13 protein-coding genes are annotated in these 13,547 nt (G+C 73.6%); 4 read left to right on the forward strand and 9 right to left on the reverse strand.

What is annotated here, in order from left to right; all coding sequences use genetic code 11:
- Positions 1 to 12: 12 nt before the first annotated feature.
- Complete coding sequence (locus tag Ae505Ps2_RS06790; RefSeq protein ID WP_075309329.1) at positions 13 to 1,632, forward strand: SDR family oxidoreductase; 1,620 nt, start codon at positions 13 to 15, stop codon at positions 1,630 to 1,632.
- A gap of 131 nt (positions 1,633 to 1,763) precedes the next feature.
- Here Ae505Ps2_RS06790 and Ae505Ps2_RS06795 read toward each other — a convergent pair whose 3' ends face one another.
- Positions 1,764 to 2,126 (reverse strand): BlaI/MecI/CopY family transcriptional regulator, encoded by a 363-nt coding sequence (locus Ae505Ps2_RS06795; RefSeq protein WP_020625059.1) that lies wholly within the window; start codon positions 2,124 to 2,126, stop codon positions 1,764 to 1,766.
- Positions 2,127 to 2,510: 384 nt separating this feature from the next.
- On the opposite strand from Ae505Ps2_RS06795, the gene Ae505Ps2_RS31805 reads away from it, so the two are divergent.
- Entirely contained in the window at positions 2,511 to 3,029 is a 519-nt protein-coding gene (locus tag Ae505Ps2_RS31805) for a dTDP-4-dehydrorhamnose 3,5-epimerase family protein (RefSeq protein ID WP_075309327.1), read from the forward strand.
- Positions 3,030 to 3,200: 171 nt separating this feature from the next.
- Positions 3,201 to 3,539 carry a DUF3040 domain-containing protein gene (locus Ae505Ps2_RS06805; protein WP_075309325.1) on the forward strand — a complete coding sequence of 113 codons (339 nt, stop codon included), beginning with the start codon at positions 3,201 to 3,203 and terminating at the stop codon, positions 3,537 to 3,539.
- Between the two features lie 76 nt (positions 3,540 to 3,615).
- Here the strand turns inward: Ae505Ps2_RS06805 and dnaB are convergent, their stop codons facing one another.
- From dnaB to rpsF, 5 genes are all read right to left on the reverse strand, one after another.
- On the reverse strand, positions 3,616 to 5,025 hold the full coding sequence (dnaB, locus tag Ae505Ps2_RS06810) for a replicative DNA helicase (RefSeq protein ID WP_075553500.1): 1,410 nt from the start codon (positions 5,023 to 5,025) through the stop codon (positions 3,616 to 3,618).
- 642 nt (positions 5,026 to 5,667) lie between these two features.
- Positions 5,668 to 6,114 carry a 50S ribosomal protein L9 gene (gene rplI / locus Ae505Ps2_RS06815; RefSeq protein WP_020623472.1) on the reverse strand — a complete coding sequence of 149 codons (447 nt, stop codon included), beginning with the start codon at positions 6,112 to 6,114 and terminating at the stop codon, positions 5,668 to 5,670.
- Positions 6,115 to 6,128: 14 nt separating this feature from the next.
- A complete protein-coding gene (gene rpsR, locus Ae505Ps2_RS06820) occupies positions 6,129 to 6,365 on the reverse strand; it encodes a 30S ribosomal protein S18 (protein ID WP_020623471.1) in 237 nt (78 codons plus the stop codon).
- A gap of 54 nt (positions 6,366 to 6,419) precedes the next feature.
- Positions 6,420 to 6,959 (reverse strand): single-stranded DNA-binding protein, encoded by a 540-nt coding sequence (locus tag Ae505Ps2_RS06825; RefSeq protein ID WP_020623470.1) that lies wholly within the window; start codon positions 6,957 to 6,959, stop codon positions 6,420 to 6,422.
- Between the two features lie 11 nt (positions 6,960 to 6,970).
- Positions 6,971 to 7,285 (reverse strand): 30S ribosomal protein S6, encoded by a 315-nt coding sequence (gene rpsF / locus Ae505Ps2_RS06830; protein ID WP_043277749.1) that lies wholly within the window; start codon positions 7,283 to 7,285, stop codon positions 6,971 to 6,973.
- Between the two features lie 306 nt (positions 7,286 to 7,591).
- Here rpsF and Ae505Ps2_RS06835 point away from each other — a divergent pair, with 306 nt between their 5' ends.
- Positions 7,592 to 8,359 carry a deoxyribonuclease IV gene (locus Ae505Ps2_RS06835; protein ID WP_075553501.1) on the forward strand — a complete coding sequence of 256 codons (768 nt, stop codon included), beginning with the start codon at positions 7,592 to 7,594 and terminating at the stop codon, positions 8,357 to 8,359.
- A gap of 47 nt (positions 8,360 to 8,406) precedes the next feature.
- Here Ae505Ps2_RS06835 and Ae505Ps2_RS06840 read toward each other — a convergent pair whose 3' ends face one another.
- The 3 genes from Ae505Ps2_RS06840 to Ae505Ps2_RS06850 form a co-directional block, all read right to left on the reverse strand.
- Complete coding sequence (locus Ae505Ps2_RS06840) at positions 8,407 to 8,934, reverse strand: CoA pyrophosphatase (RefSeq protein WP_249265375.1); 528 nt, start codon at positions 8,932 to 8,934, stop codon at positions 8,407 to 8,409.
- A 413-nt stretch (positions 8,935 to 9,347) separates the two neighbouring features.
- Positions 9,348 to 10,931, reverse strand: coding sequence for a glycosyltransferase 87 family protein (locus tag Ae505Ps2_RS06845; RefSeq protein WP_075553502.1), 1,584 nt, complete (start codon positions 10,929 to 10,931; stop codon positions 9,348 to 9,350).
- 131 nt (positions 10,932 to 11,062) lie between these two features.
- Positions 11,063 to 13,547 (reverse strand): transglycosylase domain-containing protein (locus Ae505Ps2_RS06850; protein ID WP_349289822.1); only part of this gene is annotated, 2,485 nt, incomplete at its 5' end.

The raw sequence follows: 13,547 nt of genomic DNA on the forward strand, positions 1-13,547 counted from the left end.
GATGATCGCGACGTGCGCTATCTCGTGCCGGGTGCGACCGGCTACATCGGTGGGCGGCTCGCGCCCCGGCTGCTGGGCCGCGGTCCCGAGCCCGACCTCGTCCCGGACCCGTCCGCGGGCCCGGTCCACGTGCGCTGCCTGGTCCGCAACCCGGACAAGCTCGCCGACGTGCCGTGGGCCGCCGACGCGGAGATCGTGCAGGGCGACCTGCTCGACCCGGACAGCGTCCGCGCGGCCTGCGAGGACGTCGACGTCGTCTACTTCCTCGTGCACTCGCTGTCGGACTCCGACTTCGCGGCGACCGACCGGCGCGCCGCGCTCATCCTCGGTGAGGCGGCGCGGGCGGCCGGCGTGCGACGGATCGTCTACCTGGGCGGACTGCACCCGGACACGCCGCCCGGCGGGCTGTCGGCGCACCTGGCGTCGCGGGTGGAGGTCGGCGAGACGCTGCTGCGCTCCGGGGTGCCGACGGTCGTGCTGCAGGCCGCGGTGATCCTCGGCTCCGGGTCGGCCAGCTTCGAGATGCTGCGCTACCTCACCGAACGACTGCCGCTGATGATCACGCCGCGCTGGGTGCGGAACCGGGTCCAGCCGATCGCGGTGCGCGACGTGTTGCGGTACCTCATCCGGGTCGCCGAGATCGACGCCCCGGACGCCGAGCTGAACCGCACGTTCGACATCGGCGGCCCGGAGATCCTCACCTACTACGACATGATGCAGCGCTACGCCCGCGTCGCCGGGTTGCCGCGACGCCGGGTGGTCCCGGTGCCGGTGCTGACGCCGTCGCTGTCGGCGCACTGGATCAACGTCGTCACCCCCGTGCCGAAGTCGATCGCCACGCCGCTCATCGAGTCGCTGGTGCACGAGGTCGTCTGCACCGAGGACGACCTCAAGCGCTGGGTGCCGGACCCGCCGGAGGGCCTGATCGGCTACGACCGGGCCGTCGAGCTGGCTCTGTCCCGCATCACCGACGGCGAGGTGGAGACCCGCTGGTCCGGCGCGACCGTGGAGAACGTGCCGTCCGACCCGCTGCCGAGCGATCCGGACTGGGCCGGCGGCGACGTCTACCTCGACGAGCGCGAGCAACCCTGCAACGCGACCCCGGAACGGCTGTGGACGGTCATCGAGGGCATCGGCGGCGAGCGCGGCTGGTACTCGTTCCCGCTGGCCTGGTCGGTGCGCGGCTGGATGGACCGCGCGGTCGGCGGTGTCGGGCTGTCCCGCGGCCGTCGCGACCCACACGACCTGCGCACCGGCGACGCACTGGACTGGTGGCGGGTGGAACGGATGATCGAGCCCGGCGGGCCCCGCCCGGCCGGCAGCGACTGCGGCCCCGAGGAGGGGCTGCTGCGGCTGCGCGCGGAGATGAAGGTGCCCGGCCGGGCCTGGCTGGAGATGTCGGTGCGCCCGCGTCCGGGCGGGTCGGTCTACCACCAGCGCGCGGTGTTCATCCCGCACGGCCTGGCCGGTTACCTGTACTGGTGGTCGGTCGCGCCGTTCCACGGGATCGTGTTCGGCGGGATGGTCCGCAACATCACCCGCACCGCCGAGCGCGACGACGACGGCCCCGCACCGGCGAGCCGCCGTCCGGCCTGGCTGCGGTCCCGCCCGCAGCGCGACCGGGCGGCCTGACCCGCTCCGGTCCGGGACCCCGACGCCGCCGGCCCCGGTCCGGACCGGACCGGTTCGGCCCCGGGAGGGCGGTGTCGGCCGCACTCGCTCCGCAGGGCGATGTCGGCCGCGATCGGGGGCCGGGGGCGGTGTCAGCCGCGGTCGGGGCTCTGGAGGGCGGCGCGCAGCACGGCGGACTCGCGCTCGGTCACCGAGCGCGCGAAGTGCAGGAGGACCGCCTCGGTGTCGCCCGGACCGTCGAGCAGGTCGCGCAGGGCACGCGCGGTCTCCTCCTCGCGGCTCGCGGCCGGCGTGTAGAGGTAGGCGCGACCCTCCAGCTCACGTCGCACCCAGCCCTTGCGGTGCAGGTTGTCGAGCACCGTCATGACGGTCGTGTACGCCAGCGGACGGGCCGGGGCCAGACGGGCGCGGACGTCGCGCACCCGGCACGGGCCCACACCGCTCCACAACACGTCCATCACGGCGGCCTCGAGCTCGCCGAGTCGACCACGCATGTCCCCTCCCCGGTCCGAGGGTAACCGCAACCCCCCATGCTCCCCCGATCGGTGACCGCGCCTCGGCGGTCGGACGCTGTGTACACGGGTCCACCAACGCGTACACGGCGCGGCCCCGGGCCGAGCACGACCGTGCCCACGCAGCGCAACGGTCTCGGCACCACGTACCCCGCGGCGGGTACTCGCCCGGCACATTCGCTCGTCGCGGGCGTACCGGTAGCGGTAACAGGTACGGCGCCCGACTGCCCGCTGTGCACTCGATCGGAGCAACGCGGACTCGCGCTGCGTCACCGGGACCGGGGCCGCTCGTTGTCACCTCCGGTACCGCAACCGCAGCCCACCGCGCGCCCGTCGCACGCGGTGACCGGACCCGAGGGAGGTCGAGTGGACGTCGTACGGACCGTGGTGCCCGGCGCGCTGCTGCTCGACCCGACCGCGACCGGCGCCTCCGGACCGGACCTCGCCCCCTTCACCGTGCGACGACGGCGCCGCCCCGCCCAGGACGCCGTGCTCGGCCTGTTCGGCCACCCCGGCGACGCGATGCTGCTCGGCGTCCCCCGTGGCAGCGGCTACGCCGTCGTCATCGACGCCCGGCCGGACGGCGGCACCTTCGGCAGGCTCGCCGTCGCCCTGCTCGAGGGCCCGCAGCGGCTGCTCGTCCCGCCGGGCTGCCTCTACGGCGTCCAGTCCGTCGCGAGCGGGACCGTCGTCGAGCTCCGCAGTGTCACCCGTCTCCCGCGGCGGGAGCGCTTCGACGTCGACCCGGACGACCCGGACCTCGCGGTCCGCTGGCTGCGCCCCCGACCGTCCCGGACACCGGGAACCGCACGGTCCTGGGCCGCCCTGATCGCCCGCCTCGGCGCCCCCGCAGGCCCCCGCCGGGACCGCGTCTCCCTCTGGTGACCCCGGGCGCCGCCCCCCGGTGTGAGGACGGGCGCATGTGAGCCGGTCGGCCCGGTCGCCGAGATCACGAATCGGTCACGTAACGTCGGTACCAGGCCGGATCGACGACGCCCCGTGCCGGACGGCGGCACGACCGTGTCTGCCGGGACACGGACGCGAGGGGTTGCCGCGGTGCTGAGCGAGCGTGAGAACCGTCGGCTGCACGAGATCGAGGTGCAGCTGCGCCGGACCGACCCGCAACTGGTCCGCCGGATCTCCGCGCTGAACACCGCGCTGCACGCCCCGGCCCGGCACGGCGGACGGCTGCTCGCCGGGTTCGCCCGCGACCGGCGCACCGTGCACGGCTCGGGGCCGTTCCCGACGATGCTGCTGGGGATCGCGCTGGTCGTGCTGCTGCTCGGCGCCGTGCTGGTGAGCGTGCCGGTCGTCGTCGCGGGGATCGTCGTGGCCGCCCTCGCGCTGGCCGTCGCGGCCACCACCGGTCCGCAGGCGCGGCCCGGCACCGCCTGACCGGCCATCCGTACACCGGCCCACCCGCACGCCGGCACGCACCGGGCCCGGGACGCACGGCGCGTCCGGCCCGGCCTCAGCCGTGGGCGAGGTCGGAGAACCGGCTGTAGTGCAGCTGGTGGGCGACGGTGATCGTCGTGGTGGGGCCGTTACGGTGCTTGGCCAGGATCAGGTCGGCCTCACCGGCACGCGGGTCGTCCTGTTCGAACGCGTCGGGACGGTGCAGCAGCACCACCATGTCCGCGTCCTGCTCGATCGAGCCGGACTCACGCAGGTCCGACAGCATCGGTCGCTTGTCGGTGCGCTGCTCGGGACCACGGTTCAGCTGGCTCATCGCCACCACCGGGACCTCGAGCTCCTTGGCCAGCAGCTTGATCTGCCGGGAGAACTCCGAGACCTCCTGCTGACGTGACTCGACCTTGCGGCCCGAGGTCATCAGCTGCAGGTAGTCCAGGATGATCAGCTTCAGGTCGTAGCGCTGCTTCATCCGGCGCGCCTTGGCCCGGATCTCCATGAGCGTCAGGTTCGGCGAGTCGTCGATGTAGAGCGGCGCCTCGGAGATCTCCGACATCCGCCGCGCCATCCGCGTCCAGTCCTCGTCCGACATCCGGCCGGCGCGCATGTCGGCCAGCCGGATCCGGGCCTCCGCCGACAGCAGACGCATGACGATCTCGGACTTGCTCATCTCCAGCGAGAAGAACGCGCTGGTCATGCCGTTCTTGATGGAGCAGGAGCGGGCGAAGTCCAGCCCCAGGGTCGACTTGCCCAGACCCGGCCGGGCCGCGACGACGACCATCTGGCCCGGGTGCAGACCGTTGGTGACCTGGTCGAGGTCGGCGAAGCCGGTCGGCACGCCCGTGGACTGGCCGCCCCGGGAGGCGATCGCGTCGATCTCGTCCATGGTGGGCTGGAGCAGCTCCTCCAGCACCGTGTAGTCCTCGGTGGTGGTGCGCTCGGTGACCTCGTAGACCGCGGCCTGGGCCCGGTCCACCGCGTCGTCGACGTCGCCGCCGCCGGCGCCGTGGTAGCCGAGCTGCACGATCCGGGTGCCCGCCTCGACCAGCCGACGCAGGACCGCCTTCTCGCCGACGATCTCGGCGTAGTACGCCGCGTTCGCCGCGGTGGGCACGGTGGCGATGAGGGTGTGCAGGTAGGGCGCGCCGCCGAGGCGGACCAGCTCACCGCGCCGCTGCAGCTCCGCCGAGACGGTCACCGCGTCCGCGGGCTCGCCACGGCTGTAGAGGTCCAGGATCGTCTCGTAGACGGTCTGGTGGGCCGGCCGGTAGAAGTCCTCCGGCTGCAGCACCTCCACGACGTCGGCGATCGCGTCCTTGCTCAGCAGCATGCCGCCGAGCACCGACTGTTCGGCCGTGAGGTCCTGCGGCGGCTGACGGTCGAACGTCGCGCTCTCGCCGGATCCGGACGCCTTCTCGCCGTCACGGACCGCACGGGGCTTGTTGCCGGGACGATCGTCCGTCAGAGCCATACGCAGCGTCACCCCCGGTGGACACAGTACCGAACGCACGTTCGACGCGCGAGTGGTGCTTACCGCCCACTCGCGACCGTCGTCGGTGATCTGCCGGCCGGCGTGGTGCCCGACGGACCGCGGCGGGCGCGACCCGGGGAGCACGGCGCTCGCGTACCGGCACGACCGACAGTAGGTCGGCCGCAGGGCCCGTGGCGAACCGGCCTGGTGATCGAATTGGGGATGAACTGTGCACGGATGCCGCCCGTCCCGGGACCGTGCTGGGGACAACCTGGGGACAGCATCCCGGAACGGGCCGTATCCGCAGGTCAGAGGCATACTGACAGCTGTGGACAACTTTGCTCTGGCGTGTCGTCGCACGCCGCGTACGGGCGTGTCGGAGCGCCCGGCGGGCCGTTCACCGCCCGGCGCGTCCAGAGGCCCGCCCGACGAGTGGATCGTCACCGGGCGGCGTGTCGGCTGCGTGACAAGGCATCCCGGTGCGGGGTCATTCGATCGGTGTCGATCGTCCACCCGGGACTGCGCACCGTGTCCGTGGCGCCCGTACGGCCGACTCCGGACACGCGAAAGGGCGGGGTCCGGAGCACATGGCTCCGAACCCCGCCCTGATCACGCTCGGTGGTCGTACGACCACCGAGCCGCTCAGCTCGCGACGACCGCGATCGGCAGCTCGGTGGTGACCTCCGGGTGCAGGCGGACCTGCACCTGGTGCTTGCCCAGGGTCTTGAGGTGACCCGGGACGTCGATGCTGCGCTTGTCCAGCAGCGGACCGCCGGCCGCCTTGACGGCGTCGACGACCTGGGCCGGGGTGATCGAGCCGAACAGGCGGCCCGTGTCGCCGGCCTTGGCCGCGACGGTCACGTTGATGTTGCGCAGCTGCGAGTCGACCTGCTGGGCGTGGCCCAGGTCGCGGATCTCGCGGGACTTCTGGGCCCGGCGGATCTGCTCGACCTGCTTCTCGGCGCCACGGGTGGCGACGACCGCGAGCTTGCGCGGCAGCAGGTAGTTGCGGCCGTAGCCGTCCTTGACCTCGACGATGTCACCCGGGGCACCCAGGTTCGGGACGTCGGCGTTGAGGATGAGCTTCATGTGTCTCCCCTTCCTCAGCGAGCGGTCGAGGTGTACGGCAGCAGGGCCACCTCGCGGGAGTTCTTGACCGCGACGGCGACGTCCCGCTGGTGCTGCCGGCAGTTGCCGGAGACCCGACGGGCACGGATCTTCCCGCGGTCGGAGATGAACTTCCGCAGCAGACCGGTGTCCTTGTAGTCGATCAGCTGGGCCTTGTCCTTGCAGAAAGCGCAGACCTTCTTCTTCGGCTTGCGCACGATGGCCTTGGCCATGGTGGTGCTCCTGGAGATCGTCCTCCGCCCGTCACGGGCGGAGAGGTACGTGGATCAGAAGGGGGGCTCGTCGTCGGACGCGGCGCCACTGCCCGCGGGCGGGGCCGAACCCCAGGGGTCGTCATAGCCGCCGCCGGAGTTGCCTCCGCCGCCGGAACCGCCACCCTGTCGGGCGCCACCGCCGTCGTAGCCACCGCCGCCGCCACCGAAGCCACCGGAGCCTCCGCCCCGGTTGACCTTGTTGACCTTGGCGGTCGCGTAGCGCAGGGACGGGCCGACCTCGTCGACCTCCATCTCCACGACGGTCCGCTTCTCGCCTTCCTTGGTCTCGAACGACCGCTGGCGCAGACGACCCTGGACCACGACGCGCGCGCCGCGGGTCAGGGACTCGGCGACGTTCTCCGCCGCCTGGCGCCAGATGTTGCAGCGCAGGAAGAGCGCCTCGCCGTCCTTCCACTCTCCGGACTGGCGGTCGAAGGTGCGCGGGGTGGACGCCACGGTGAAGTTGGCGACCGCGGCGCCGGACGGGGTGAACCGCAGCTCGGGATCCGCCGTCAGGTTGCCCACGACGGTGATGACGGTCTCGCCGGCCATGACGGCTCCAATCAGCCGGCGGCGGGCGCCGGCGTGCGGGTGACGTCCTTGCGCAGGACCTTGGTGCGCAGCACGGACTCGTTCAGACCCAGCTGGCGGTCCAGCTCGGCGACGGTGGCGGGCTCCGCGGTGATGTCGAGGACCGCGTAGATGGCCTCGCCCTGCTTCTTGATCTCGTAGGCCAGGCGGCGCTTGCCCCAGACCTCGATCTTCTCGACCGATCCGCCGTCGTTCTTCACGACGGTGAGGAACTGCTCCAGGGACGGCTGCACAGTGCGCTCGTCCAGGCCGCCGTCGAGGATGACCATGACCTCGTAGTGACGCATGAGAACCACTCACCTCCTATGGACTCGAAACGGTCACGGCCCGGACGGCCGTGACAGGAGGTTCTCAGTGCACCCCGACAGTTTCCGGCGGAATGCACGGGACCTGCGGGGATGCCGGTACAGGCTAGCAACGGCCGGTCCGGCCCCGACCTGCGGGTACGGGGATCGCCGTGGCGGGTCCGGGTCGTGCCCGCGGGGGCGCCGGTCGCCGTACGGGTGCCAGGTCCGCGGCCTCCCGCGGGGGAGCGCCGCGGCGGACCCCACCGGCGGCCGAGGACCGTCGGGGGTCCTCGCTACCGTGCCCGCATGCAGATCGGAGCACACGTCCGCGACGCCGAGGACCCCCTGGCCGCGGCCGCCGAGGTCGGGGCCGAGGTGATCCAGCTCTTCCTGTCCGACCCGCAGGGCTGGAAGAAGCCGCCGCCGCACCCGCGGGCCGCGGAGCTGGCCGCCTCGGACGTCGCGGTGGTGGTGCACGCGCCCTACACCGCGAACGTCGCGTCCACGAACAACCGGATCCGCATCCCCAGCCGCACGATCGTCCAGCACCACCTGGCCGGGGCCGCCGAGGTCGGCGCGTTCGGGCTGGTCGTGCACGGCGGCCACGTCACGAAGGACGACGACCCGGCGGTCGGCGTCGACAACTGGCGCAAGTTCGTCGAGCGCCAGGCCGGTGAGCACGGCTTCGACGTGCCCGTCCTGATCGAGAACACCGAGGGCGGGGACAACGCGATGGCCCGCCGGTTCGACGCGCTGGGCCGGCTGTGGGACGCCGTGGGCGAGTTCGGCGTCGGATTCTGCCTGGACACCTGCCACGCCTTCGCCGGCGGCGAGGAGCTGGCCGGGATCGTCGACCGGGTCCGGGGGATCACCGGGCGGATCGACCTGATCCACCTGAACAACTCGCGCGACGCGTTCGACTCGGCCCGCGACCGGCACGCCAACATCGACGACGGCACGATCCCGCCGGACGAGCTGGCCGCCGTCGTCGCGGCGGCGGGGGCGCCGGTCGTGGTGGAGACCCCGGCCGAGGGGCAGGCCCGCGACATCGCGTTCCTGCGGGAGCACACCTGAGGCGGGCTCGGGCGGTACCCGCGAGCCGGCGTGAGCCCCGGGGCGCCTCAGCGCCAGGCGAAGACCGGCTGCTCCAGGTGTGCGACCCGGGTGGGGCGCCCGTGCAGGACGACCTCGCGGAACTGGTGGAGCACCGCGCCGGTGGGGGCGTGGACGAAGCGGCCGAACAGCGGCACCTGGATCGCCGGGGCGTCGGACTCGGGGATCGTGAGGAACCGCGGCTCGTGGTCGATCTCGGCCAGCGGCGGGCGGTACAGCTCGGCCACCTCGTCCGGGTTCGGCGTCGGCTCGCCCGCACCGCCGGCCCACAGCACGACCGGGGTGATGACGTAGCCGGATCGGGTCGGGTAGTCGTCGAGCAGGCCGAGCACGCGGTCCGGACCGAGCTCGAGTCCGATCTCCTCGGACACCTCGCGGCGCCCCGCCTCCTCGGCGGTCTCACCCGGGTCGAGCCGCCCGCCCGGTAGGGCCCACTGCCCGGAGTGCGCCCGCAGCGACCGGGCGCGCCGGGTCAGGACGAACGCGACCTCGTCGGCGAGGCGGCCGTCGCCGGTGGCACCGGGGACCGGCAGCAGCGTCAGGGTGACGGCGGCGGCCCGCTTCCCCGCCCGGTCCGCCTCCGACGCGGCCCGGCGCTCGGCCGGGGGGGGAGCGTCGTCAGCGCTGCCTCGACACGCTCCCGCAGCCGCTGCTGCACCGGTTCCGGGACCACCACGTCGTCGGCCATGTCCCGATGGTCGCACCCGGCCGGGCGCCGCACCGGTCCCCGTCGCCGCCGCACACGTCACACCCCGTGCGGCGCCACCCCGCGCCGTGCCGGGCCATCGGCGCTCTCGCCGGTCGGTGGCCGCTGCGGCTGCGTCGCTGGTGGTCCGCACGCGGCCGCGACCGATCGAGGACGTCGCGCACGATGCCGGGCCCAGTGCCGCACGCGGCCCGGTGCCGAACCGCCCGCCCGGCCGCGCAGCCGGCCGGACGGAGCCGCGGGTCAGTCCACGGGATCGCGCCGGGGGCGGGCCGCCCGGGACGGCCACGGCTGGGGTGCGGCCGCGCGAGTTGCCCGGCCGGAGCCGGTGGACCGGGTCGCGCCGTCCGGACCGGTGGCGCCGGGTCCGCCGCCGTCCCCGCTCCGGCGCCGCCCGCTCCGTGCGGGCACGGCCCCGGCGGACGCGGCGGCGGGCACTGGGGGCGCTGCAGCCCGGGAGGAACGTGGGCCGACCGGCCACACCGGCTCCGGGTCCCGGCCCGGGTCGGTGCCGGGCCGCAGGATCTGCCGGACGACGAGCACGCACAGGGCGACGACCACGGCGTCGCGGACCAGCACCGTCACCAGGAAGGGCTCGGGGGGCAGCCCCTTGTTCGCGACGCCGAGGTACTGGTACATCCGCGGCACCCACACCAGCGCGTCGACGGTCATCCACGCCAGCAGCAGCCGCCAGCGCGGCAGGGCGAGCACCGCGAGCGGGACCAGCCAGAGCGAGTACTGCGGGCTCCACACCTTGTTCAGGAGCAGGAACGCCGCGACCGTCAGGAAGGCCAGCTCGGCGACCGCGGGCGGCCGCGGAGCGCGCGGCGCCAGAGCGGCGATCGCGACGAACGCCAGCGCCATGAGCACCGCGGTGACGGTGTTGAGCACGGTGGGGGACTGCCCGTCACCGAGCGGGCCGTCGAAGCCGGACCAGCCGGTGAACCAGTACAGCGAGTACCAGACCGAGTCCGGGTCGGCCGGGCGCGTGCGGTTGAGCAGGAAGAACTCGGCCCAGCCGCGGGGCCAGGCCAGCGCGACCGGGAGGTTCACCGCCACCCAGGCGAGGACCGCCGCCCCGATCGTCCAGGCGGCACGCGGGAGACCGCCGTCGTCGCGGCGTCGCCAGCCGACGAGCAGCACCGGCAGCAGGAGCAGCAGCGGGTAGAGCTTCGCCGCGCCGCCGATCCCGAGCAGCACCCCGGCCCAGACCGGCCGGTCCCGGCGCAGCGCGAGCAGCGCGCCGGTCGCGAGCGCGACGGTGAGCGTGTCGAAGTTGGTGAACGCGTGCACCACCACCAGCGGCGACAGCGCGACCAGCGCGGCGTCCCACGGGCGTTCCGGGCGGAGCATCAGCACCGCCCACACGACCACCAGCCAGGCCATGGCCAGCCAGATCGCGGTGACGTCGAAGTAGACGACGACGTCGAGCGCGGACGGCAGCGGCAGCCGCTCCGCCAGCCACTGCCAGCCGTCGGTCAGCTGCGCGTTGAGGTACTGGAACATCCCGGTGACGACCGGGTACTCCATGTACCGGGCGGTGCGGGAGCCGTCGGCGGCGGTCTCGAACCAGGCGTCGCGGTAGGGCACGGCGTCGTCGGCGAGACCCTCCAGCCCGTAGAGCGGGACGGTGTCGGAGTAGCACATCGCGACGTACTGGCGGTCGTTGCGCCAGTCCAGCGCGAGCGCACCGTCCGGGGTGCGGTACTCCTGCAGGCAGGCCGCCTTGCCCAGCCAGCCCAGCACCAGCACGACGACGGCGAACAGCAGCACCACCCGCAGCGGCGTCCACCACCGGGACCGTCCGACGAGTGCGTGCCGGCCCATCGGGCCGCCGACGACCCGACTGGCGGCGCGCGCCAACGGCTCGGTCCAGGTCGGGATGTCCCGGTCCCGGACGCCCGCCCCCGGCGCCTCGCGGGGGGCGGGCGGTGCGGCTCCGGGCCGGGCGCCTGCGGTCAGTTGTCGCCCCCGCGGCCCGGACGGTCCCGGCCCGCGTCGGAGCCCGGCTGACCGTCGCCGCCGCCCCCATCGCCCCCGTCGCCGTTGCCGCCGTCGCCGCTGTTGCCGTCGCCGGACGCGTCGCCCGAGCCGTCGCCCGAGGAGTCACCCCGGTCCGCGCGGTCACCCCGGTCGCCGTTGTCGCCGTTGTCACGGCCGTCGCCGGGCTCCTGGGTGGTGGTGGTCTGCTGCGCGTCGCCCTGCCCCGAGTCGTTCGAGACGGCACGCGCCGGGGCCTGACCGATCGGCTCGAAGTCGGAGAACTGCTCCACCGGGGTCCCCCGCAGCACGTCGGTCATGAACGACTGCCAGATCGAGCCGGGCAGCATCCGCCCGTAGACCGGACGTCCCGCGGAGTTCTTGATCGGGGAGTTGTCGTCGGTGCCGACCCACACCGCGGTGGACACCGACGGGGTGTAGCCGACGGTCCAGGCGTCGTTGTTCTGACCCTCGACGCTGCTCTGCACGGTGCCGGTCTTCGCGGCGACCGGACGCCCGTCCAGCCCGATCCGCGACGAGCTCGCGACGTCGGTCATGGACTCGGTGACGTTGCGGGCGACCTCGGCCGGCATGACCTGCTGACCGTTGTCGGTGCTGCCGCGGTCGTAGATGACCCGGCCGTCGCTGGCGGTGACCTTCGCGACCAGGAACGGGTCGCGCCGCATGCCGTCGGCCGCGAACGTGGCGTAGGCCGCGGCCATGTCCTCGGGGTGGACCTCGCGGTCACCCAGCGAGATGCCGCCGGTGGGGTTCGGCAGCAGGTCGGCGGGGATGCCCGCCTGGTGCGCGGCGTCGGCCACGCGCTGCGGGCCGACGTCGAGGCCCATCCGATAGAAGACCGTGTTGATCGACTTGGTCATGGCCTCCTTCACCGAGCACTGGCCGCAGCTCACGCCCTCGGAGTTGGTGACCGTGGTGCCGGCGAGCTCCTGGGGGGAGGAGCCGTCGTAGATCGTACCGAGGCCGACCGGCGGGTTCGCCTGCAGCGCCGCCGCGAGCACGAACGGCTTGAACGACGAGCCGGGCTGCTTGAGCACCGAGGCGTAGTCGAGACCGACGCCGTTCTCCCCGCCGAAGTAGGCGATGACCGCGCCGGTCTTCGGGTTCACCGACACCAGCGAGGACCGCAGGTTGGCGGGCTGGCCCTCCATCACCTTCTGGACGGCCTTCGCCGCGTCCTCCTGGGCCTTCGGGTCGATCGTCGTGGTGACCGTCAGGCCCTGGGTGTTGATCTCGGTCTCGGAGATCCCGAGCTTCTCCAGCTCGGCGCGGGCCGCGTTGTAGATGTGGCCCTTGTCGTCACCGGGGATGCCCCCGCCCTCGGCCGCGGAGGCCTCGCGCCACTGCGGGAACCTCTGCTGCGCCCGGTCGGCCGGGCTCATCCAGCCCTGGGCGACCATGCCGTCGAGCACGAAGTTCCACCGCTGCTGGGACATCTCGAGGTTCTTCGCCGGGTCCCAGCGCGACGGCGACTGGATCAGCCCGGCGATCATCGCACCCTCGGAGGCGTTCAGGTCCTGGACGTTCTTCCCGAAGTACGCCTGGCTGGCGGCCTGGATGCCGTAGGCGCCGCGACCCAGGTAGATCGCGTTCAGGTAGTTGCCGAGGATCTGCTCCTTGGTCATCTCCTTGGACATCTTCGCGGCCAGCACGACCTCGCGGAACTTGCGGAACAGCGAGTACTGGTCGTTGCCGGTGGTCACCTTGATGTACTGCTGGGTGATCGTCGAGCCGCCGCCGATCCCGCCGGAGAGCTGGTTGATCACCGCCCGCGCGATGCCGGTGATGTCGAAACCGGGGTTGGAGAAGAACGTGCGGTCCTCGGCGGACAGCACGGCCTGCTGGACCGGCACCGGCACCTGGGACAGGTCGACGCTGGTCCGGTTGACGTTGTCCGGCCGCACGGTGGCCAGCGGGGCGCCGTCGGCGTAGGTGAAGGTCGCGACCTGGGTGACGGCGATGTCGTCGGCGGCGGGGACCGGGAAGACCAGCCAGCCGATCGCGAAGGCGACCAGCGGGCCGATCACCGCGACCGCGGCGAGCCCGATCAGCCAGCGCCGGAGCCGGCGACGACGGCCGGGCTTCTTCTTCCCGTCGCCGCCGTCGCCGGGACCGCGACCGTCGGAACGACCGGGCGGGCCGGGCGGCCGGCCGCCCCCGGCCCCACGACGGGGGGCCGTGGCCGGTGCCGCCGCGGCCGCCGCCGCACCGGCCGGCGGACGGCCGGTGCGCTGCGGGGCGGCCGTGCGCGGGCCGGCCTGGGCCGGCCGGACGACCGGGTCGAAGTGGCCGACCCCCGAGTCGTCATGGGTCAGCAGCGGCGGAGGGGGCTGGGGGACCGGGCGCGGCGGCGGTCCCGCGGGCGCGGGACGGCCACCCACCGGCGGACGGCCGGGGGGCGGCGGGGGCATCGGGGGACGGGCGCCCGCGCCCGGCCGGGGT

The sequence above is a fragment of the Pseudonocardia sp. Ae505_Ps2 genome (assembly GCF_001932425.1).
Taxonomy (GTDB): domain Bacteria; phylum Actinomycetota; class Actinomycetes; order Mycobacteriales; family Pseudonocardiaceae; genus Pseudonocardia.